The sequence below is a fragment of the Pseudorhodoferax sp. Leaf265 genome (genome assembly GCF_001422365.1).
GTDB lineage: Bacteria > Pseudomonadota > Gammaproteobacteria > Burkholderiales > Burkholderiaceae_C > Pseudorhodoferax.
On sequence record NZ_LMMT01000026.1, the window covers coordinates 21,928 to 43,686 of the forward strand.

Annotated in this window: 16 protein-coding genes; 11 read left to right on the top strand and 5 right to left on the bottom strand. The window is 68.8% G+C overall.

Annotation, left to right across the window (positions count from 1 at the left end; all coding sequences use genetic code 11):
• Window positions 1–23 precede the first annotated feature (23 nt).
• The 4 genes from ASF45_RS21080 to ASF45_RS21095 all read left to right on the top strand — a co-directional run bounded on the left by ASF45_RS21080 (window position 24) and on the right by ASF45_RS21095 (window position 5,441).
• The gene (locus ASF45_RS21080) at window positions 24–1,556 is read left to right on the top strand and encodes an acyl-CoA carboxylase subunit beta (RefSeq protein WP_056667410.1); all 1,533 of its coding nucleotides are present in this window, start codon (window positions 24–26) and stop codon (window positions 1,554–1,556) included.
• A 16-nt stretch (window positions 1,557–1,572) separates the two neighbouring features.
• Window positions 1,573–3,621, top strand: a complete 2,049-nt coding sequence (locus tag ASF45_RS21085; RefSeq protein WP_056667411.1) for an acetyl/propionyl/methylcrotonyl-CoA carboxylase subunit alpha — start codon at window positions 1,573–1,575, stop codon at window positions 3,619–3,621.
• A gap of 288 nt (window positions 3,622–3,909) precedes the next feature.
• Window positions 3,910–4,965 (top strand): biotin synthase BioB, encoded by a 1,056-nt coding sequence (gene bioB / locus ASF45_RS21090; RefSeq protein ID WP_056667414.1) that lies wholly within the window; start codon window positions 3,910–3,912, stop codon window positions 4,963–4,965.
• The gene (locus ASF45_RS21095; RefSeq protein ID WP_056667417.1) at window positions 4,962–5,441 is read left to right on the top strand and encodes a VOC family protein; all 480 of its coding nucleotides are present in this window, start codon (window positions 4,962–4,964) and stop codon (window positions 5,439–5,441) included. The genes bioB and ASF45_RS21095 overlap by 4 nt, the downstream gene beginning before the upstream one ends.
• On the opposite strand, the gene ASF45_RS21100 is transcribed toward ASF45_RS21095, so the two are convergent.
• Entirely contained in the window at window positions 5,438–8,458 is a 3,021-nt protein-coding gene (locus ASF45_RS21100) for a response regulator (protein ID WP_056667419.1), read from the bottom strand. The genes ASF45_RS21095 and ASF45_RS21100 overlap by 4 nt on opposite strands.
• Before the next feature lie 55 nt (window positions 8,459–8,513).
• Entirely contained in the window at window positions 8,514–9,026 is a 513-nt protein-coding gene (locus ASF45_RS21105) for a molybdopterin-dependent oxidoreductase (protein ID WP_056667422.1), read from the bottom strand.
• A 214-nt stretch (window positions 9,027–9,240) separates the two neighbouring features.
• Here ASF45_RS21105 and ASF45_RS21110 point away from each other — a divergent pair, with 214 nt between their 5' ends.
• Genes ASF45_RS21110 through ASF45_RS21120 form a run of 3 tightly spaced genes read left to right on the top strand, consistent with a single transcriptional unit; the run spans window position 9,241 to window position 13,918 of the window.
• The gene (locus ASF45_RS21110; RefSeq protein WP_056667424.1) at window positions 9,241–11,046 is read left to right on the top strand and encodes an FAD-dependent oxidoreductase; all 1,806 of its coding nucleotides are present in this window, start codon (window positions 9,241–9,243) and stop codon (window positions 11,044–11,046) included.
• A complete protein-coding gene (locus ASF45_RS21115) occupies window positions 11,043–12,866 on the top strand; it encodes a 2-oxoacid:acceptor oxidoreductase subunit alpha (protein WP_056667428.1) in 1,824 nt (607 codons plus the stop codon). Before ASF45_RS21110 ends, ASF45_RS21115 begins: the two co-directional genes overlap by 4 nt.
• Window positions 12,863–13,918 carry a 2-oxoacid:ferredoxin oxidoreductase subunit beta gene (locus tag ASF45_RS21120; protein ID WP_056667430.1) on the top strand — a complete coding sequence of 352 codons (1,056 nt, stop codon included), beginning with the start codon at window positions 12,863–12,865 and terminating at the stop codon, window positions 13,916–13,918. The genes ASF45_RS21115 and ASF45_RS21120 overlap by 4 nt, the downstream gene beginning before the upstream one ends.
• Here the strand turns inward: ASF45_RS21120 and ASF45_RS21125 are convergent.
• Both ASF45_RS21125 and ASF45_RS21130 read right to left on the bottom strand, forming a co-directional pair.
• The gene (locus tag ASF45_RS21125) at window positions 13,899–14,162 is read right to left on the bottom strand and encodes a hypothetical protein (protein WP_056667433.1); all 264 of its coding nucleotides are present in this window, start codon (window positions 14,160–14,162) and stop codon (window positions 13,899–13,901) included. The genes ASF45_RS21120 and ASF45_RS21125 overlap by 20 nt on opposite strands.
• Window positions 14,162–16,477 (bottom strand): FdhF/YdeP family oxidoreductase, encoded by a 2,316-nt coding sequence (locus ASF45_RS21130; protein ID WP_056667436.1) that lies wholly within the window; start codon window positions 16,475–16,477, stop codon window positions 14,162–14,164. Before ASF45_RS21130 ends, ASF45_RS21125 begins: the two co-directional genes overlap by 1 nt.
• Before the next feature lie 158 nt (window positions 16,478–16,635).
• On the opposite strand from ASF45_RS21130, the gene ASF45_RS21135 reads away from it, so the two are divergent.
• Window positions 16,636–17,724, top strand: coding sequence for a substrate-binding domain-containing protein (locus tag ASF45_RS21135; RefSeq protein ID WP_056667439.1), 1,089 nt, complete (start codon window positions 16,636–16,638; stop codon window positions 17,722–17,724).
• A gap of 616 nt (window positions 17,725–18,340) precedes the next feature.
• Here the strand turns inward: ASF45_RS21135 and ASF45_RS21140 are convergent.
• On the bottom strand, window positions 18,341–19,129 hold the full coding sequence (locus ASF45_RS21140) for an enoyl-CoA hydratase-related protein (protein WP_235580991.1): 789 nt from the start codon (window positions 19,127–19,129) through the stop codon (window positions 18,341–18,343).
• Window positions 19,130–19,376: 247 nt separating this feature from the next.
• On the opposite strand from ASF45_RS21140, the gene ASF45_RS21145 reads away from it, so the two are divergent.
• The 3 genes from ASF45_RS21145 to ASF45_RS35510 all read left to right on the top strand — a co-directional run bounded on the left by ASF45_RS21145 (window position 19,377) and on the right by ASF45_RS35510 (window position 21,666).
• The gene (locus ASF45_RS21145) at window positions 19,377–20,513 is read left to right on the top strand and encodes an ABC transporter substrate-binding protein (protein WP_056667442.1); all 1,137 of its coding nucleotides are present in this window, start codon (window positions 19,377–19,379) and stop codon (window positions 20,511–20,513) included.
• 128 nt (window positions 20,514–20,641) lie between these two features.
• On the top strand, window positions 20,642–21,517 hold the full coding sequence (locus tag ASF45_RS21150) for a branched-chain amino acid ABC transporter permease (RefSeq protein ID WP_056667446.1): 876 nt from the start codon (window positions 20,642–20,644) through the stop codon (window positions 21,515–21,517).
• Complete coding sequence (locus tag ASF45_RS35510; protein ID WP_235580992.1) at window positions 21,514–21,666, top strand: hypothetical protein; 153 nt, start codon at window positions 21,514–21,516, stop codon at window positions 21,664–21,666. The genes ASF45_RS21150 and ASF45_RS35510 overlap by 4 nt, the downstream gene beginning before the upstream one ends.
• Window positions 21,667–21,759: the final 93 nt, after the last annotated feature.

The window sequence follows — 21,759 nt, forward strand, 5'->3', positions numbered from 1 at the left end:
GACACAACCGCTAGAGGAGTGACATGCAGGACATCCTGGAACAACTGGAAAAGAAGCGCGCGCTGGCGCACCTGGGTGGTGGGCAAAAGCGCATCGACGCCCAGCACAAGAAGGGCAAGCTGACCGCGCGCGAGCGGCTGGAGCTGCTGCTGGACGACGGCACCTTCGAGGAATGGGACATGTTCGTCGAGCACCGCTCGGTGGACTTCGGCATGGCCGACAACAAGATCCCGGGCGACGGCGTGGTCACCGGTTACGGCATGATCAACGGCCGCCTGGTGTTCGTGTTCAGCCAGGACTTCACGGTGTTCGGCGGCGCGCTCTCCGAGGCCCATGCCGAGAAGATCTGCAAGGTCATGGACCAGGCCATGAAGGTCGGCGCACCGGTGATCGGCCTCAACGATTCGGGCGGCGCCCGCATCCAGGAAGGCGTGGCTTCGCTGGGCGGCTATGCCGACGTGTTCCAGCGCAACGTGATGGCCTCGGGCGTGGTGCCGCAGATCAGCATGATCATGGGCCCCTGCGCGGGCGGCGCCGTGTACTCGCCGGCCATGACCGACTTCATCTTCATGGTCAAGGACTCGAGCTACATGTTCGTGACCGGCCCCGAGGTGGTGAAGACCGTCACGCACGAAGAAGTGACGGCCGAGGAGCTGGGCGGCGGCATCACGCACACCACGCGCTCGGGCGTGGCCGACCTGGCCTTCGAGAACGACGTGGAGGCGCTCATGATGCTGCGCCGCCTGTACAACTACCTGCCGCTCAACAACCGCGAGAAGCCGCCCGTGCGGCCCAGCAACGACCCGGCCGACCGCCAGGATCTGAGCCTGGACACGCTGGTGCCCGAGAACCCGAACAAGCCCTACGACATGAAGGAGCTGATCACGAAGACCGTGGACGACGGCGACTTCTTCGAGATCCAGCCCGAGTACGCCAAGAACATCGTGGTGGGCTTCGCGCGCATGGAAGGCCAGACCGTGGGCATCGTGGCCAACCAGCCGCTGGTGCTGGCCGGTTGCCTGGACATCAAGAGCTCGATCAAGGCCGCGCGCTTCGTGCGCTTCTGCGATGCCTTCAACATCCCCGTGGTCACTTTCGTCGACGTGCCGGGCTTCATGCCGGGCACGAGCCAGGAGTACGGCGGCATCATCAAGCACGGCGCCAAGCTGCTGTACGCGTATGCGGAATGCACGGTGCCCAAGATCACGGTGATCACGCGCAAGGCCTATGGCGGCGCCTACGACGTGATGAGCTCCAAGCACCTGCGCGGCGACGTGAACTTCGCCTGGCCCAACGCCGAGATCGCGGTCATGGGCGCCAAGGGCGCGGTGGAGATCATCTTCCGCGAAGACAAGGCCGACCCCGTGAAGCTGGCTGCGCGCGAGGCCGAGTACAAGGCCCGCTTCGCCAACCCCTTCGTGGCCGGCGCGCGCGGCTTCGTCGACGACGTGATCCTGCCGCACGAGACGAGGAAGCGCATCTGCCGCAGTCTCGTGATGCTCAAGGACAAGAAGCTCGACAACCCGTGGCGCAAGCACGGCAACATCCCCCTCTGAGACGGAGAACAGGAACATGTTCAAGAAGATCCTGATTGCGAACCGCGGCGAGATCGCTTGCCGCGTGATCAAAACGGCCAAGAAGATGGGCATCAAGACCGTCGCCGTCTACTCCGACGCCGACAAGGACGCGCGCCATGTCGAGCTGGCCGATGAGGCCGTGCGCCTGGGCCCGGCGCCCTCGCGCGAGAGCTACCTGCTGGCCGACAAGATCATCGAAGCCTGCAAGCAGACCGGCGCCGAGGCCGTGCACCCGGGCTACGGCTTCCTGTCGGAGAACGAGGCATTCGCCAAGCGCGTGGAAGAAGAGGGCATCGCCTTCATCGGCCCCAAGCATTACTCCATCGCGGCCATGGGCGACAAGATCGCCTCCAAGAAGCTGGCCAACGAAGCCAAGGTCAACACCATTCCGGGCTGGAACGACGCCATCGAATCGGCCGAGCGCGCCGTGCAGATCGCCAGGGACATCGGCTACCCGGTCATGATCAAGGCCAGCGCCGGTGGTGGCGGCAAGGGCCTGCGCGTGGCCTTCAACGACAAGGAGGCGCTGGAGGGCTTCACGGCTTGCCAGAACGAGGCGCGCAACAGCTTCGGCGACGACCGCATCTTCATCGAGAAGTTCGTCGAGCAGCCGCGCCACATCGAGATCCAGGTGCTGGGCGACAGCCATGGCAACGTGATCTACCTGAACGAGCGCGAATGCTCGATCCAGCGCCGCCACCAGAAGGTCATCGAGGAGGCGCCGTCGCCCTTCATCTCGGATGCCACGCGCAAGGCCATGGGTGAGCAGGCCGTGGCGCTGGCCAAGGCCGTGAAGTACCAGAGCGCGGGCACGGTGGAGTTCGTGGTCGGCAAGAACCAGGACTTCTACTTCCTGGAGATGAACACGCGGCTGCAGGTGGAGCACCCGGTGACCGAGTGCATCACGGGCCTGGACCTCGTGGAACTCATGATCCGCGTGGCCGCTGGCGAGAAGCTGCCGCTCACGCAGGCCGACGTGAAGCGCGACGGCTGGGCCATCGAGTGCCGCATCAACGCCGAGGATCCGTTCCGCAACTTCCTGCCGTCCACCGGCCGGCTGGTGCGCTTCGCGCCGCCGCAGGAGACCATGTTCTCGGCCGACACCGAGCAGCTGCAAGGCGTGCGCGTGGACACCGGCGTGCAGGACGGCGGCGAGATCCCGATGTACTACGACTCGATGATCGCCAAGCTCATCGTGCACGGCCGCGACCGCAACGAGGCCATCGCCAAGATGCGGGAAGCACTCAACGGCTTCATCATCCGCGGCATCAGCAGCAACATCCCATTCCAGGCCGCGCTGCTGGCGCACCCCAAGTTCGTCGCGGGCGACTTCAACACCGGCTTCATCGCCGAGCACTACGGCCATGGCTTCCATGCCGAGGACGTGCCGCACGACGAGCCCGAGTTCCTGATCGCGCTGGCGGCCTTTGCCAACCGGCGCTACCTGGGCCGCGCCAGCGGCATCAGCGGCCAGATGGCGGGCCATGGCCTCAAGGTGGGCCAGGACTTCGTGGTCGTAGCGCTGGGCGCGGACGGCCACCACAAGGCCACGCCCGTGCGCGTGACCAGCTACGAAGGCCAGACCGGCGGCAGCACCGTGGAGGTCGGCTCGCGCAGCTATGCGCTGGAAAGCGGCAGCCGGCTCGGCGCGATCCGCCTGGCCGGTACCAGCAATGGCGCGCCCTTCAGCGCCCAGGTCGAGCGCGGTACGCCCAAGAACCCGCTCGCGATCCGCGTGCAGCACAACGGCACGCAGCTCGACGCACTGGTGCTGTCGCCGCGCGGCGCCGAGCTGTTCCAGCTGATGCCCTACAAGGCGCCGCCGGACATGAGCCGCTTCGTGCTCTCGCCCATGCCGGGCCTGTTGGTCGAGGTGGCGGTACAGCCGGGCCAGAAGGTGCAGGCCGGCGAACGCGTGGCCGTGATCGAGGCCATGAAGATGGAGAACGTGCTGTTCGCCGCGGCCGACGGCGTGGTCGGCAAGGTGCTGGCCACCAAGGGCGAAAGCCTGGCCGTGGACCAGCCCATCGTCGAGTTCGCCTGAAGCCGGGCCGCTGGGTGCACGCAAGTGCGCCCATCGTCCGGCGGCCCGGGCCTGGGTTCCGCGGGGTTCGCCGCACGTTCGCGGCAGTACCGTGCGCCGCAAAAATGGCCGTGCGCAAGTGCCGCGAACGGGGGCACAACGCCATGCATCGTCTGCCATCGACCCGGTGGATTTGGACGATCTTGGCGGCATGAAAAAAGGGCCGACTTTCTGCGGCCGCAAGCTTCCCAGGCGCGGCGAGGGCCTTCCACAATCGCCGCAGATGCCGTTGAAACCAGGAAGGACGCGATGCCTCAAGAATCCCTGTTGACCTCCACCGCCCCGGACGCGCAAGCGCAGCCCCTGCACTTCGCGCCGCCGCGCCGGGCAGCACCCGCAGCCTCGCAGCGCTGGCGCGTCGAGGACGTGCAGGCCCTGCTCGACCTGCCGTTCGACGAACTGCTGTTCCGCGCCCAGACCGTGCACCGCGCGCACTGGCCCGCGGGCGACATCGAACTGGCCACGCTACTGTCGGTGAAGACTGGCGGCTGCCCCGAGAACTGCGGCTACTGCCCGCAGTCGGCCGAGTTCGACACCGGCGTGCAGGCACAAAAGCTCATGTCCGTCGACGAGGTCCGCCATGCGGCCCAGGCCGCCAAGGACGCCGGCGCCACGCGCTTTTGCATGGGCGCAGCCTGGCGCGCGCCCAAGGACCGCGACATCGAGAAGGTGGCCGAGCTCGTGCGCACCGTCAAGGACCTGGGCCTGCAGTCCTGCGCCACGCTGGGCATGCTGGAGAAGCACCAGGCCGTGGCCTTGCGCGACGCGGGGCTGGACTACTACAACCACAACCTGGACACCGCCCCCGAGTACTACGCCGACATCGTCGACACGCGAACCTACCAGGACCGCCTCGACACGCTGGCCCATGTGCGCGCGGCCGGCATCAGCGTGTGCTGCGGCGGCATCGTGGGCATGGGCGAGGCACCGGTGCACCGCGCCGGCCTGATCGCGCAACTGGCCAACCTGGAGCCGTATCCCGAGTCGGTGCCCATCAACAGCCTGGTGCGCGTGCCCGGCACGCCGCTGGCCGATGCGCCGCCCATCGACCCGCTGGACTTCGTGCGCGTGATCGCGGTCGCGCGCATCACCATGCCCACCGCGCGCGTGCGCCTGTCCGCCGGCCGCCAGCAGCTGGGCGAGCCGGTGCAGGCACTGTGCTTCCTGGCCGGGGCCAACTCGATCTTCTACGGCGACAAGCTGCTCGTGACCGGCAACCCCGATGCGGATGCCGACCGCCGGCTGCTGGACAAGCTGGGCTACGCCACCCGCTCCATTTCCATCGAACAGGAAGAACACGCATGAGCACGAACCACCGCCCCTTCCGCGTGCTGGGCATCCAGCAGATCGCCATCGGCGGGCCCGACAAACAGCGCCTGCAAAAGCTCTGGGTCGAGATGCTGGGCCTCACGGTCACCGGCAACTTCCGCAGCGAGAGCGAGAACGTGGACGAGGACATCTGCGCCATCGGCAGCGGCCCGACCAAGGTCGAGGTCGATCTCATGCAGCCGCTGGACCCCGAAAAGAAGCCCGCCGTGCACACCACGCCGCTGAACCATGTGGGCCTGTGGATCGACGACCTGCCCAAGGCCGTGGAATGGCTCACGGCCCAGGGCGTGCGCTTCGCGCCGGGTGGCATCCGCAAGGGCGCGGCCGGTTACGACATCTGCTTCCTGCACCCCAAGGCCAACGAGGCCTTCCCGATCGCGGGCGAAGGCGTGTTGATCGAACTGGTGCAGGCGCCGCCGGAAGTGGCTGCCGCGCTGGCGCTGCCGGCCTAGGTTCGTACGGCAACCGGCAGCGCACTGTGCAGCTGCTGCGCGGCGCCGCCGAAGTCGAAGTCGCCGATGGCGTTTGCGATGCCGTCGTAGTGCTCGCCCAGGGCAGGGCGCAGCACGGTGGCGTTGCTCTGGAACAGGTCGATGGCATCGGCGTCGTCCTGCTCCAACAGGGCCTGCAGGCGGTCGGTCAACGGGCGCACCGTGGCCCAGTCCACCTCTTGCACCGCGGTCGGGGTGGCGACTGCTTCGTCGGCCACCAGCGCCTGGCGCAGCGCGGCCACGAGCGGGGCGCACAGCGTCTCGCAGGCGACCAGCAGGCGTTCTTCCTCGGCCGCGTCGCGCAGCGGCTGGCTCAGGATGGTCTCGGCCGCCTGGGCCGCCTGGGCCAGCGGTCCGGCACCGATGGTGGCGGCCGTGCCCTTGAGCGTGTGCAGCAGGCGCTGGGCCTGCGCGCGGTCGCCCGCAGCCAGCACCGTGCGCGCCGTGGCGACGGTCTGGGCCTGGCCGTCGACGAAGCGGCGCAGCAGGCCGTCGTAGGTGCTGCGCCGCTGCAGCACGCGGCGCAGGCCGGCGGCGGCGTCCAGGCCGGGGATGCGGAGCAGCGCGTCGTCGTCTGCCAGCGGGGTGTCCCGCGTCGGCGCTGCGGCAGTGGCTGCCGCAGCCGCGCGCTCGCGCCGGGGCAGCCACTGCAGCAGCTGGGCGTAGAGCTCGTTGGGGTTGATCGGCTTGGCGATGTGGCTGTTCATGCCGGCGTCCAGGCAGCGCTGGCGGTCGATGGCCATGGCGTTGGCGGTCATGGCCAGCACCGGCAGTTGCTGCCACAGCGGGTTGCGGCGGATCGCGCGCGTGGCCTCCAGCCCGTCCATGACCGGCATCTGCATGTCCATCAGCACCAGTTCGCAGGGCCTGGCGGCGAGCCGGTCGAGCGCCTGCTGGCCGTCCTCGGCCACCTCGACCTGGATGCCCACGGCCTGCAGCAGTTCGGTGCCGATCTGGCGGTTCAGGTCGTTGTCGTCCACCAGCAGCACCAGCGCGCCGCGCAGCGGCGCCAGGTGCGGCGCGTCGGACTGCAGCGCCGCGCGCGGCACGGGTTCGGTGACAGGCTGGGCCACCGACAGTGCGCGCATCGCGGTCTCGAACAGCAGCGAAGGATTGACCGGCTTGACCAGCAGCAGCTCCACGCCCACCCGCTGCGCGTCCTGCAGCACTTCCTCGCGGCCATGCGCCGTCACGATCACGGGCGTGGGCGGGGAGGGGAGCCGCGCCAGCTTCCCGGCCAGTTCGATGCCGTCCATGCCCGGCATGCGCCAGTCCAGGAAGGCCACCTCGAACGGCCGGCCGGCCTGCTGCGCCGCGCGTGCGAGGTCCAGCGCCTCGGCGCCACCGGCGGCCTGGACCACGCTGCAATGCATCTGCTCGAGCATGGTGCCCAGGATCTCGCGCGCGGTCGGGCTGTCGTCCACCACCAGCACGGGGCGGCCGCGCAGGTCGGGGATCGACAGCCGCGGCGTCTCGGCCTGCTGGCTGAACAGCAGCCTGGCGGTGAACCAGAAGGTGCTGCCCTGGCCTTCGCGGCTTTCCAGACCGACCTCGCCGCCCATGAGCTCGGCCAGCTTCCTGGAAATCGCCAGGCCCAGGCCGGTGCCGCCATGCTTGCGCGTGGTCGAGCTGTCGGCCTGCTGGAACGACTGGAACAGCCGTGTGCTCTGCTCTTCGGTCATGCCGATGCCGGTGTCCTGCACCTCGGCGCGCAGCAGCACGGCGCCATCGGCCAGCACCTGGTGGCGCACCCGCACCACGACCTCGCCCTCTTCGGTGAACTTGATGGCGTTGCTGGCGTAGTTGATGAGGATCTGGCCCAGGCGCAGCGGGTCGCCGCGCAGCCGGCGCGGCAGCAGCGCGCCCTCGGTGTCGAACACCAGTTCCAGGCCCTTGGCCGTGGCCTTCTCGCCGACCAGGTCGGCCACGCCGTCCAGCACGTTCTGCAGGTCGAAGTCCACGCTTTCCACCTCCAGCTTGCCGGCCTCGATCTTGCTGAAGTCCAGGATGTCGTTGATGAGGTCCAGCAGGTGCTGGCCCGAGCGCTGGGTCTTGCGCACGTAGTCGCGCTGGCGCGCCGTGAGTTCGGTGCGCAGCATCAGGTGGCTCATGCCGATCACGGCGTTGAGCGGCGTGCGGATCTCGTGGCTCATGTTGGCCAGGAAATCGGACTTCATCTGCGAGGCCTGCTCCGCACGCGCCTGGGCCTGGCGCAGCGCGCCTTCCTGGGCGCGCAGGCTGTCGTTGGCCGCCCCGAGTGCGGCGGTGCGTTCCTGCACGCGCGCCTCCAGCGCCTCCTCGTTGCGCTTGAGCGAGGCCACGAGTTCGCGCTGGGCCTGGAGCGCTTCGGCACTGGCGCGCTGGCGGGCCGCGAACTGGCGCGCCATCGCGCCGGCCAGCAGCAGCGTCAGCACGCACTGGAAGGCGGTCAGGATGCCGGTCTGCAGGGTCTGGGCCTGCACCTCGCGGTTGCGCTGGTCGGTCAGCTCGCCCGAGGACTGGGTGGCCGCCAGCGACATGTCGCGCACCGGCGAGCGGATCGCCATGTACTGCTCGCGCAACGCTTCCAGCGCCGCCCGTGGCTGGTTCGCCGCCGCGTTCGGCCCCAGCACCTGGTCGCCCGCGGTGATGAAGCGGCGCAGCTCCTCCATGCCCTGCTGGTAGGCCGGATCCTCGCGCATGAGCTCGTAGGCCGTGCCCTTGTCGACCGCGCCCACGCGGCTGATGAACACGTCGTAGCGCAGCTGCAGCTGGCTGTGCGGCATGGCGACCGCATCCAGCAGGTGGGCGTTCAGCGCGTGGTCGAAGCGCTCGTACTCGACATTGAGCTGCGCGAAGGTCCACAGCGCGTTGATGTCGCCGCGGCGCATCACGTCGTCCAGCGCCCGGTACTGCCGGTACTGCAGCACGCCAATGGCGATGTAGACCAGCACCAGGCTGGCGATCAGCAGGCGCAGGAGGCGTTGGCTGCGCGGCATGCGGAGGGGCGAGAGGCCGGGCGGCGCCCGGTGGTCGCTGGTGCGTTCGGTGGCGTCACTGCACCTGCAACTGGTGCAGCTGCCAGGCCGAACGGTTGTAGAAGGTCTCGGCCTTGAGTTCGGCCTTGCTGTCGAAGGGGTAGACGATGAACAGCGGGCCTTTCTCGCGCACGGGCATGGGCTTGTCGTTGAGCAGCCGGGCCACGATCACCTCGTAGCGGGCGGCGTCGGTGAACGGGATGTCGGTCTTGTAGTCGTTGAGCGCCACGGCCACGAGCTTGCTGCCGTTGGCACCGGCGGCGGCCAGCACGTCGCGCAGCAGCGGGCCGGTGAAGCGCGTGGGGCCGGAGTGCCAGGGTGTGTTGGTCGAGAAGCTGTGCTGGGGCAGCTTCTCCAGCATCGCCATGTCGAACACGGCGCGCTGGCCGGCGTTGGGCTGGGCGACCTTGCCGCTGATGGTCAGCACCACCTCGCCCGAGGGCTTGTCCAGGGCGGCGGACCAGCCCGGGGCCAGGCAGGCCAAGAGGAGCGCGAAGAGGCGGAGCAGCTTGGCCAGGGGCTGGGTCATGGCGAACCTCGTGCAAAAAAATGGTGCGGCAGCGCCCCGCGTTTCAAGGCGTTACTGCGCACAACTATAGCGAATACCTGGACGAATTGGTGCGCCAGGCGTGCGTTTGCGCGGGCGCCACGGGTGCGGGATTCACCGTAGGCCTGGCGCCGCCCCCGCGCGTAGACTGGTCTGACCAGTGGGCCACCGGCACCGCTGGGCAAGGAGACAAAGATTGCAGCCAACGCGAGTAGCCAGTCCGTCTTATTTCCACAAGGTCGTCGACTGCCAATGGGCCTGCCCCGCCCACACCCCCGTTCCCGAGTACATCCGCCTGATCGGCCAGGGCCGCTACGCCGATGCCTACATGGTCAATTGGGCTTCCAACGTGTTCCCCGGCATCCTGGGCCGCACCTGCGACCGGCCCTGCGAGCCGGCCTGCCGGCGCGGCCGCGTCGAGGAGGCCAGCCAGGAGCAGCCTGAACCGGTGGCGATCTGCCGGCTCAAGCGCGTGGCGGCCGACATGAAGGGCGAAGTGGCGCACCGCATGCCACAGGCCGCGCCGCCCAATGGCAAGCGCGTGGCCTGCGTGGGCGCGGGCCCGGCCGCGCTGACCGTGGCGCGCGACCTGGCACCGCTGGGCTATGCCGTCACGGTGTTCGACGGCGAGGCCAAGGCGGGCGGCTTCATCCGCACGCAGATCCCGCGTTTCCGCCTGCCCGAGGAGGTCATCGACGAGGAGACCGGCTATGTGCTGGACCTGGGCGTCGAATTCCGCGGCGGCGAGCGCATCAGCTCCATGGCCGACCTGCTGGCGCAGGACTTCGACGCCGTCTTCGTGGGCTGCGGCGCCCCGCGCGGGCGCGACCTGGACCTGCCCGGCCGGCAAGAGGCTGGCGCCCACGTCCACATCGGCATCGACTGGCTGGCCTCGGTCTCGTTCGGCCATGTCACGCGCACGGGCCGGCGGGTGCTGGTGCTGGGCGGCGGCAACACCGCCATGGACTGCTGCCGCTCGGCGCGTCGCCTGGGCGGCGAGGACGTCAAGGTCGTGGTGCGCAGCGGCTTCGACGAGATGAAGGCCTCGCCCTGGGAGAAGGAGGATGCGCAGCACGAAGGCATCCCGATCCTGAACTACCACGTGCCCGTGGCCTTCGTGCACGAAGGCGGGCGGCTCACCGGCATGCGCTTTCAGATCGTGCGCGCCGAGATCGATGCGCGGGGCCGGCGCCAGCTGGTGCCGACCGGCGCGCCCGAGGTGCTGCTGCCCTGCGACGAGGTGCTGATCGCGGTCGGCCAGGAGAACGCCTTTCCCTGGATCGAGCGCAGCTGCGGCATCGCCTTCCACGAGAACGGCCTGCCCGTGCTGGACGCGCAGACCTTCCAGTCCTCGCTGCCGCGGGTGTTCTTCGGCGGCGACGCGGCCTTCGGACCCAAGAACATCATCACCGCCGTCGCGCATGGGCATGAGGCGGCGCTGTCCATCGACCGCTTCCTGCAGGGCCAGGATGTGCAGGCGCGCCCGGCCGGAACCAGCAACCTGGTGTCCACCAAGATGGGCATCCACGAGTGGAGCTACGACAACGCCGTGGCGCCCGAGGCGCGCTTCAAGGTGCCCTGGGCGCAGGCCGAGGTCGCGCTGGCCAGCATCCGCGTGGAGGTGGAACTGGGCTTCGACGCCGCCACCGCCTTCAAGGAGGCCCAGCGCTGCCTGAACTGCGACGTGCAGACCGTCTTCGCGCAAGAGGCCTGCATCGAGTGCGATGCCTGCATGGACATCTGTCCCATGGACTGCATCAGCTTCACGGCGCCCGGCGAGGAGGCCGACCTGCGCGAGCGCCTGAAGGCGCCGGCCCTGCACCCGGACCAAGACCTCTACGTCTCCGACCCGCTCAAGACCGGCCGCGTGATGGCCAAGGACGAGGACCTGTGCCTGCACTGCGGCCTGTGCGCCGAGCGCTGCCCCACCGGCGCCTGGGACATGCAGAAGTTCCTGTTCAAGACGGCGCAGGCAGGTAGCGGCCAGGGAGCCCACGCATGACCCCCATTGCCGCCGTCAACGACTTCGTCGTCAAGTTCGCCAACGTCAACGGCTCGGGCTCGGCCTCGGCCAACGAACTCTTCGCCAAGGCCATCCTGCGCATGGGCGTGCCCGTGAGCCCACGCAACATCTTCCCGAGCAACATCCAGGGCCTGCCGACCTGGTACGAGGTGCGCGTCAGCGAGGCCGGTCACCTGGGCCGGCGCGGCGGCATCGACATGATGGTGGCCATGAACCCGCAGACCTGGGCCGACGACCTGGCCGAGATCGAGCCGGGCGGCTACCTCTTCTACGACAGCACGCGGCCCGTGCCGCCTGCGCAGCTGCGCAGCGACATCACGGTCATCGGCATGCCGCTGACCGAGATCGCCAACGCGGTCTACAGCGACCCGCGCCAGCGCCAGCTGTTCAAGAACATCATCTACGTGGGCGCGCTGTCGGTGCTGCTGGACATCGAGGCCCAGGTCATCGTCGACCTGTTCGGCGAGCAGTACAAGGGCAAGGAGAAGCTGCTGGCCTCCAACGTGCGCGCACTGCATCTGGGCCGCGACTTCGCGCAGGAGCACCTGCAGGCGCCGCTGCCGATCCGCGTGCGCCGGGCCGACAAGGTCGGCCAGCGCATCTTCGTGGACGGCAACAGCGCAGCCGCGCTGGGCTGCGTGTACGGCGGCGCCACGGTGGCGGCCTGGTACCCGATCACGCCCTCGTCCTCGGTGGCCGAGGCCTTCCAGTCCTACTGCAGCCAATTCCGCGAAGACAAGGAAACGGGCGAGCGCCGCTACGCCATCGTGCAGGCCGAGGACGAGATCGCCTCCATCGGCATGGTGGTGGGCGCGGGCTGGAACGGCGCGCGCGCGTTCACGGCCACATCCGGTCCCGGTGTCTCGCTGATGACCGAGTTCATCGGCCTGGCCTACTTCGCCGAGATTCCCGTGACCATCGTCAACGTGCAGCGCGGCGGCCCGTCCACCGGCATGCCGACACGCACACAGCAGGCCGACATCCTCGCCTGCGCCTATGCCTCGCACGGCGACACCAAGCATGTGCTGCTGTTCCCGGAAGATCCGCGCGAGTGCTTCGAGCATGCCGCCGCCGCGCTCGACCTGGCGGACCGCCTGCAGACGCCGGTGTTCGTGATGACCGACCTGGACATCGGCATGAACCAGCGCCTGTGCGCACCCTTCGTGTGGGAGGAGGGGCGTGACTACGACCGCGGCAAGATCATGACGGCCGAGATGCTGGAGGCCGGCCGCGACTTCGGCCGCTACAAGGACGTGGACGGCGACGGCATCCCCTGGCGCACCTTGCCGGGCACCCACGAAAGCAAGGGCGCTTACTTCACGCGCGGCACCACGCGCGACGCCTATGCGCGCTACTCCGAGCGCGGGCCGGACTACGTCTACAACGTCGAGCGGCTGCTGCGCAAGTTCGCCACCGCGGCCGATCTGGTGCCTGCGCCCGCAGAGCGCGCGGCCGCGCAGGCCACACCGCTCGGCGTCCTCTACTTCGGGTCCACCAGCCCGGCCATGGACGAGGCCCTGCAGCAGTTGGCCGCCGCCGGCGTGCACGTGGACGCGATGCGCCTGCGCGCCTTCCCGTTCCCGGCATCGGTCCGCCGCTTCATCGCCGCGCACGAACGTGTGTTCGTGGTCGAGCAGAACCGCGACGCGCAGATGCGCAGCCTGCTCGTCAACGAGCTCGATGCCGACCCCGCGCGCCTGGTGCGCGTGCTGCATTTCGACGGCACGCCGATCACGGCGCGCTTCATTGCCCGCGCCATCACCTCGGCGCTGGACCGCCAGCCGGAGACCGCTGCATGACCTACCTGGCCAAACCCAAGGTCCACCACCCCTCGCTCGCGAAGAACCAGGTCGGCTACACGCGGCGCGACTACGAAGGCAAGATCTCCACGCTGTGTGCCGGCTGCGGCCACGACTCGATCTCGGCCGCCATCATCCAGGCCTGCTGGGAGCTCGACGTGGAGCCGCACCGCGTGGCCAAGCTCTCGGGCATCGGCTGCAGCTCCAAGACGCCGGACTACTTCCTGGGCGCCTCGCACGGCTTCAACACCGTGCACGGGCGCATGCCCTCGGTGCTGACCGGCGCGCAGCTGGCCAACCGCGAGCTGCTGTACCTGGGCGTCTCGGGCGACGGCGACTCGGCCTCGATCGGCCTGGGCCAGTTCGCGCACGCCATGCGGCGCGGCGTGAACATGGTCTACATCGTCGAGAACAACGGCGTCTACGGCCTGACCAAGGGCCAGTTCTCGGCCACGGCCGACCAGGGCTCCAAGAGCAAGAAGGGCGCGGTCAACCACGACAGCCCGATCGACCTCGTGGGCCTGGCGCTGCAGCTGGGCGCCAGCTACGTGGCGCGTGGCTTCTCGGGCGACAAGGCGCAGCTGGTGCCGCTGATCCGCGGCGCCATCGGCCACCGTGGCGCGGCCTTCATCGACGTGGTGAGCCCCTGCGTGGCCTTCAACAACCACGCCGGCAGCACCAAGAGCTACGACTACGTGCGCGGCCACAACGAGGCCGTGAACCGCATCGACTTCATCCGCCTGGCCGACGAGATCCAGGCCGAGCCGGCTCCCGGGGAGCTGCTCACGCTGCCGCAGGCCGACGGCTCGCTGCTGCGCCTGCGCAAGCTGCGCGACGACCACGACCCCAGCGACCGTGCCGCGGCCCTGCAGCATGTGGTGGCGCAGCAGGCGCGCGGTGAACTGCTGACCGGGCTGCTTTATGTGGACCGTGAGGTCGAGGACCTGCACGCCATGCTGCAGACCAGCCAGACGCCGTTGAACCGGCTGCAGGCACCGGAGCTGTGCCCCGGCACCAAGGCGCTCGACCGGATCAACGCGGGTCTGCGCTGAGCCAGGCGCGTCCCGCGGGCGTGATGTGAACGACCCAGCGGCCGTCCAGTTGCACCACGTGCGCCCAGCCGGGGCCGCGCACGCCGCCGATGGCGGCATCGCCCATCAGCGCGAGCTCGCGCATCAGCACGCTGGCGTTGAGGCCCAGGCGCTTGCCCAGGCGCGGCAGCGACATGCCGCCGCCCACGGGCGCCTGGGCCAGTTGCTGCAGGATGCGGGTCGACAGCGGCGCCTCGTCCTGCATCAGGCTGCGGCGGCGGTGGCGCCGGCCAGCGCATGCGGCGTCAGCACCACCGGGATGGCCTTGGAGGTCGGCGTGCCCGCCGCGATGGCCGTGGCTGACAGCGGCACCAGTGGGTTGGTCTCGGGGTAGTAGGCCGCCAGGCAGCCGCGCGGGATGTCGTAGGCCACGAGCTTGAACCGGTCGGCCCGGCGCTCCTGTCCGTCGTCCCAGACGGTGTGGATGTCGACCCGGTCGCCGTCCTCGAACCCCAGCGCGCGGATGTCCTCGGCGTGGATGAACACCACGCGGCGCTGGCCGAACACGCCGCGGTAGCGGTCGTCCATGCCGTAGATGGTGGTGTTGTACTGGTCGTGCGAGCGCGTGGTCAGCAGCGTGAAGACGATGGTGTCGCGGGCCTTGTCGCTGCGGCGCGCGCGGTGCACGGGCGTGTCCTGCGGCACGGCGTGCGGGAAGAAGGTGGCCTTGCCCGTGGGCGTGTTCCACACGCGCTCGCTGGCCGTGTTGCGCAGGCGGAAGCCGCCCGGGTGCGCCACGCGCTGGTTGAAGTCCTTGAAGTCGTCGAACACGGCTTCGATCTTGTCGCGGATGCGCGCGTAGTCTTCGATCAACCACAGCCAGGGTGTCTGGCTGCGGCCTTGCAATGTCGCGGCGGCCAGCCGCGCCACGATGGCCGGCTCGGACAGCAGCAGCTCGCTGGCCGGTGGGTTGATGCCCATGGAGAGGTGCACCATGCTCATCGAGTCTTCCACGGTCACGCCTTGCGGGCCGGTGGCCTGCATGTCGATCTCGGTGCGGCCCAGGCAGGGCAGGATCAGCGCCTCCTTGCCGTGCACCACATGGCTGCGGTTGAGCTTGGTGGTCACGTGCACAGTCAGCGCGCACTGGCGCAGGCCGCGCCAGGTGGCGTAGGTGTCTGGCGTGGCGGCCGCGAAGTTGCCGCCCAGTGCGAAGAACACCTTGCCTTGGCCAGCAAGCATGGCCCGGATGGCTTCCACCGTGTCGTAGCCATTGCGGCGCGGTGGCTCGAACTGAAACACCTTGGCGAGGCGGTCCAGCAGCGCGGCCGGCGGCTTCTCCCAGATGCCCATGGTGCGGTCGCCCTGCACGTTGCTGTGGCCGCGCACGGGGCAGAAGCCGGCGCCGGGCCGGCCCACGTTGCCGCGCGCCATGAGCAGGTTGCCCATCATCTGGATGGTGGCCACGGAGTTCTGGTGCTGGGTGATGCCCATGCCCCAGCAGAAGATCGCGCTCTCGGCGGCGATGTAGATGTCGGCGGCCTGCTGGATCTGGGCCAGCGTGAGGCCGGCCTCCTGGACGATCACATCCCAGGATTCGGCGCGCACATCGGCGGCCAGGGCTTCGAAGCCCACGGTGTGCTCGGCGATGAAGCGGCTGTCCAGCACCTCCTCGCCCGCGTCCTGGCGCTCGATGAGCCGCTTGAGCATGCCCTTGACGGCGGCGAAGTCGCCGCCGCTGTGCAGCTGGAAGTAGTGCGAGCTGATGGGCGTAGAGCCCAGCGTCGCCATCTCGATCTTGCTCTGCGGATCCTGGAAGCGCTCCAGCCCGCGCTCGCGCAGCGGGTTGAAGCTCACGATGCGCGCGCCGCGTTTGGAGGCGGCGCGCAGCTCGCCCAGCATGCGCGGGTGGTTGGTGCCCGGGTTCTGGCCGAAGATGAAGATCGCGTCGGCCTGCTCGAAATCGTCCAGCGTCACCGTGCCCTTGCCCACGCCGATCTGCGGCTTCATGCCGCTGCCGCTGGGCTCGTGGCACATGTTGGAGCAGTCGGGGAAGTTGTTGGTGCCGTACTCGCGCACGAACAGCTGGTACAGGAAGGCGGCCTCGTTGCTGGCCCGGCCCGAGGTGTAGAAGATGGCCTGGTCGGGATCGGGCAGGGCGTTCAGGTGGCGCGCGATCAGCGCGAAGGCATCGTCCCAGGCGATGGGCAGGTACCTGTCGCTGGCTGCGTCGTAAACCATGGGATGCGTGAGCCGGCCCTGGTCCTCGAGCCAGAAGTCGCTCTGCTGCAGTAGCTCGGCCACCGTGTGGCGCGCGAACAGTTCGGGCCCGGCGCGCCGGGCCGTGGCCTCGGCGGCCACGGCCTTCACGCCGTTCTCGCAGAACTCGAAGGTCGAGGCGTGGTTGCGGTCGGGCCAGGCGCAGCCCGGGCAGTCGAAGCCATCGGGCTGGTTGGCCGACAGCAGCGTCCTGGCGCCCTTGATGGGGATGTCCTGGCGCAGCAGCGCGTTCTTCACGCTGTTCAGCGCGCCCCAGCCGCCGGCGGGGCCCGTGTAGAACTCGATCTTCTGTTCGCTCATGGGGTGGTAGGCCCGGTGGTGCCGGCGCCGCCCGCGGCGGCACCGACAATGCCGCAGGCCGAGTGCGGGCGGCCATCCTCGCGCCGAACGCTCGGCGCGGCAATATGAGGCAACGCCTCCGGTGCATAGGAAGTCGAGTTCATAAAGGGCAAGCGCAGATGCAGCAGGTCTCCATCGTTCCGGTCTGGACCATCCAGGGCGCGCAGGGCGCGCCGCTGCCGGCGCGCCTGATCGACCTGCTGGTCCAGGTGGCGGAGACCGGCAGCCTGCAGAGCGCCGCCCGCGTGCTGGGCCTGTCGTACCGCCATGCCTGGGCGCTGGTGCGGCAGGGCGAGGCGCTGTTCCAGGCACCACTCATGCGCATGGCGCGCGGCAAGGGCTCGACGCTGACCGAGCTGGGCGCACGCATCGCCTGGGCCGACCGGCGCATCCAGGCCCGGCTGCGGCCGGTGCTGGAGACACTGTCGTCGGAACTGGCGCAGGAGCTGCGCGGCGCGTTGGCGGAAGCGCCGGCGGCCCTGCGCATCCATGCCAGCCACGGCTTCGCCATCGAGCGCCTGATCGACCGGCTGGCCGCGGACGGGCTCCCGCTCGCGTTCTCGTACGCGAGCAGCTCGGCCGCCGCCGCGGCGCTGCGCGACGGCGACTGCGACGTGGCCGGCCTGCACATTCCCATCGGAGCGACGCAGGCGGCGGCCTTGGCGCACTATGGGCGCTGGCTGCGCGGGCAGGACCTGCAGCTGGTCGACATTGCCGTGCGCCGCCAGGGCCTCATGGTGCGTGCGGGCAATCCCAAGGAACTGTTCGCCCTGGCCGATCTCGCGCGTCCCGGCGTGCGCTTCGTCAATCGCCAACCCGGCTCGGGCACGCGTTTCCTGCTGGAGCAGCTGCTGGCAGGCCAGCAGCTCGCGTCGACGGCGATTGCCGGCTTCGAGCAGGGCGAGTACACCCATGCGGCCGTGGCCGCGCACGTGGCCAGCGGCATGGCCGATGCGGGCTTCGGTCTGGAGCCACCCGCCCGCCAGTTCAAGCTCGATTTCGTGCCGGTGGCGACCGAGCGTTATTTCCTGCTGTGCCGCAGCGGCGTCATGGCCACGCCCGCGCTGCAGGCGGTGCTGCAGGCCTTGCACGATCCGGCCTTCCGGCAACTGCTGGCCGCGCTGCCGGGCTACGACCCGGCGGCCGCGGGCGCGGTGACACCCTTGGCCGAGGCCTACCCGGTGCTGGCATCGCACGGGCAGCCGTGAAAAGCCCTGCAGCTGTGCGGACCGCGGGGTTCTGGCCGTGCGTGTGGTGCCGAGGCCGCCAGCAATTGTTCCCCGGCGATGCCAGTGCGCAGCGCGACAAGGGGGCGTTGAGCGCCAGCTCGCCGCGCACTCTGAGCGGCCCGCCCTTGGCCGAAGGCTCGCATGTCGGCAGCAGCGGCCCGTTCTTCTTGGACAGCGCCGCTCTGCGTCGCCCCTGCACCTGCGGCCGCATCCGCATGGCAGGCCCTCGTCTGTCGCCCCTCGGCCTGGAACCGGCGTGTTCAAGAGCTGCTGCTCCCACAGGTAGGCGATACCGCTTCCACCTCCATGCTGTTTGATCACTTCGGTGATGCCGGCGGCGGTGTCCAGTCGCGCCCAGCCGCGCTGGCATTCCGCCACCTTGACGGCATCGGCAACCTTCTTGTCCTCCCAGGTGTTGACCATGGTGCGATCGATCGCCTCCTGGCCAGAGAACACGTCTGTGATCTGGGGAAAGAGCAGCCCGCCGCGTTCCGCGATGACGCTCGTGAGGGGGGTGGGGACACCGAAGTTCAGGCCGGTGCGATGGGGCGGCGCCACGCGCCGCCTCGACCCGCTGGGCCAGCAGGTCGCAGCTTCACTGCCCCGACCAGTTCGGTCGGCGCTTTTCTGCAAACGCCAGCGGCCCTTCGATGGCGTCGTTGCTCCCCAGCATGCGCACGGCCGCCGGGTAGTTCTCGTGCATGGTCTCCTGCAGGTTCGCGACGGCAAGGCTCTGCAGCATGATCTGCTTGGACGCCTGCACCGCCAGCGGCGCGCAGGCCAGGATGTCCGCCGCGTACTGCCTGGCCCGCGCCATGACGGACTCGGCGGGCACGACGTCGTTGAGCAAGCCGATCCGCTTGGCCTCGTCAGCGCTGATCGAGGCGCCGGTCAACACGAGCGCCATGGCGTCCTTGGTGCCGATCTGGCGTGGCAGCCGTTGCAGCAGGCCACCGCCCAATGCCGCCAGCCCGACGCGTGGCTCCGGCAAGCCGAACTTCGCGCTGCGGGACGCCACGCCGATGTCGCAGGCGGCGAGGATTTCCATGCCTCCGCCCAGGCAGTGGCCGTTGACGGCCGCGATCAGCGGTTTCCACAGGTCGAAACGGTGGGTGATTCCCGCGAAGCCGGTCGAGGGCTTGGCATGGTCGCCCGTCGCCGCCAGTTCCTTGAGATCGGTGCCGACGCAGAACGCCCGGTCGCCTGCGCCGGTGACGATGCACACGCGCAGTCCGGGATCGGCTGCGTAGCGGTCGAAGGCGTCGGCCAACTCGCGGTGGGCGTCAGGGTGCAAGGCGTTCAGCACCTGGGGCCGGTTCAAGGTCAGGACCAGCAGCGGACCCTCGGTCTCGTACAGGCAGTGGCGGTACGCGAAGTTGCGCAAGGTGTCTCCTCGGAAGTCGTCGGCAAGCCGGGGCCGGGCGGCCCGTTCCCCATTGTGGGAACGGCCGCAAGGGCATGTCCATGCCGTGCGCGGCATGGGCCTCATCACGAATCGACATGCGCAGGGCGGAGCGACCCAGGTTTGCCCTGCACCCACTATGTGCTCTCCACATGGGCGCTATGTCCGTGCGCCAATTTTCAAATGTGGCCCGTTCTCCTAGAGTCGCCGCGAGCAACCAGGAGACATCATGAACAAGCGCGTGAAGAAGATGGCCGCCGCAATGGCGATGGCGGGCATCGGTGCGATGGCTACGGCGCAGACCGTGCCCATCGTCGGCATCGTCGAACTGTCGGGCCCCGGCGCCACGGCGGGCGTGAACTTCGACAACGGCGTGAAGCTGGCCGTCAAGGAGATCAACGCAGCCGGTGGCATCCTGGGCAAGAAGATCCAGTACACCGCGCTCGACTCGCAAACCCAGCCTGGCGTCGCCAAGGGCCTGGCGGCCAAGGCCGTCGACCAGGACGTTCCGCTCGTGATCGGGCCTGTCTTCTCCGGCTCCATCCTGGTGTCGATGAACGAGACGCGGCGTGCCGAGGTGCCGAACATCATCGGCGGCGAAGCCGCGGCCATCACCCAGCAGGGCAACCCCTACGTGTTCCGCGCTTCGTTCACCCAGGCCGCGGCGATGCCCAAGGTGGCGCGCTACCTGAGCGAGAGCCTGAAGGTCAAGACGCTGGCGGTCATCTACGTCAACAACGACTTCGGCAAGGGCGGCCGGGACATGATCGGCAAGGCGGTGGACGCCAAGGGCATCAAGGTGGCCGCGGACATTTCGACCGACCAGGGCCAGGTGGACTTTTCGAGCGCCGTGCTCAAGGCAAAGCAGTCCAACGCGGATGCGCTGTTCGTCTATTCGAACGAAGAAGAGTCCGCACGCCTGTTGAAGGAGTTGCGCAAGCAGGGCTACGACAAGCCCATCGTCGGCGAGACCACGCTGGCCAACGACAAGGTGATCGAACTGGCCGGCGAGGCCGCCAATGGCGTGATCGCGCATGTGGGCCTGACGGCCGATGCGCCCAACCCGACGGTCCAGGCGTTCGCGCAGCGCTACCAGGCCGAGTACAAGATCAAGGCCGACCACAACGCCATGAAGGGCTACATCGGCATGCACGTGGCCCGCGCCGGTTTCGAGAAGGTCGGCAGGATCGATCCCAAGGCCTTCGCGAAGACCATGCACGGCATCTCGATCTCGGCCGACAAGTACCCCGGCGTGCTCTTCGATGTCACGTACGACGACAAGGGCGACCTGGACCGCGAGAGCTTCTTCGTGCGCGTCGCGAACGGCAAGACGCAGGTCATCGAGACGCTCAAGCCGGCCAGGTAGGGCGGGCTCCGATCCGCTTTCCGTTCGGCGCCGTTGTTGGGCGCCGCTTCCTGCACAGCACCTCCCTTGTGCCCGGCCGTCCGACCGGGCCGGGCCGCAGCGCGCGCACTGGCGGGCTTGAACTCCACATGACCGACTTCATCCAACTCTTCTTCAGTGGCCTGTCCACGGGCGCGATCTACGCCCTGGCTGCGCTCGGCTTCACCTTGCTCTGGCAGGCCAGCGGCACCATCAACTTCGCGCAGGGCGAGTTCGTCATGCTGCCGGCGTTCACCATGCTGATGTTCCTGTCGGCGGGCGTCCCGCTCTGGCTGGGGTTCGTGCTGTCGTGCTGCGTGGCGGTCTTCGTGCTCGGCTGGGTCTTCAAGCGCGGCATCGTCGACCCGCTGTTCAAGTTCGGGATGATGCCCATCGTGGTCGCGACCATCGGCCTGTCGATCGCCATGCGCAACGGGGTGCGGGCGGGCTACAGCGCCGAGGCGCATGCATTTCCCGGCCTGTTCCCCGATACCGTGTTCAATGTCTTCGGCGTCTCGGTCTCTGCCACCGACATCGGCACCTTCGCATTTGCGCTGGCGCTGGTCCTGGTGGTCCAGGCCTTCCTGGCCAGAACCGTCACGGGCCGGGCCATGCAGGCCGTCGCGCAGAACACCGAGAGCGCCTCGGTGCTGGGCATCAACGTGCCGCGCATGATCTTCTACACCTTCGCGATCAATGCCGTGCTCGCCACGGCGGCCGCACTGCTGGTCACGCCCACCTACCTAGCCAAGTTCGACATGGGCGAGAGCCTGGGAACGAAGGCCTTCTTCGCCGCCATCATCGGCGGTTTCAACAACAGCCGTGGTGCCCTGCTGGGCGGGCTCATCGTCGGCGTCTGCGAGAACCTGGCCGCGGCCTACATCTCGCCGGCCTACAAGGATGCCGTCGCACTGGTGATCTTCATGGTCGTGATCCTGTTCAAGCCGCAAGGCCTGCTGGGCAGACAAGTGGAGCGCAAGGTATGAAGAAGCTCGCCATTGCCGCGACTGTGGCGCTCGCCCTGTTGCTGACGCCGCACTTCCTGCGCAGCTACGGCATCTACCTGCTGACGTCCTGGCTGGTCTACATCATCGCCACCATGGGGCTGAACCTCACGGTGGGCTACGCTTGTTGATTTCCACGTATTCCTGACCCGCCATTTCCATCGAACCTTGACCCACCCTGGATAGAGCCCAGCGGGACTCATGGTGTGGATAACTTCTTCGGT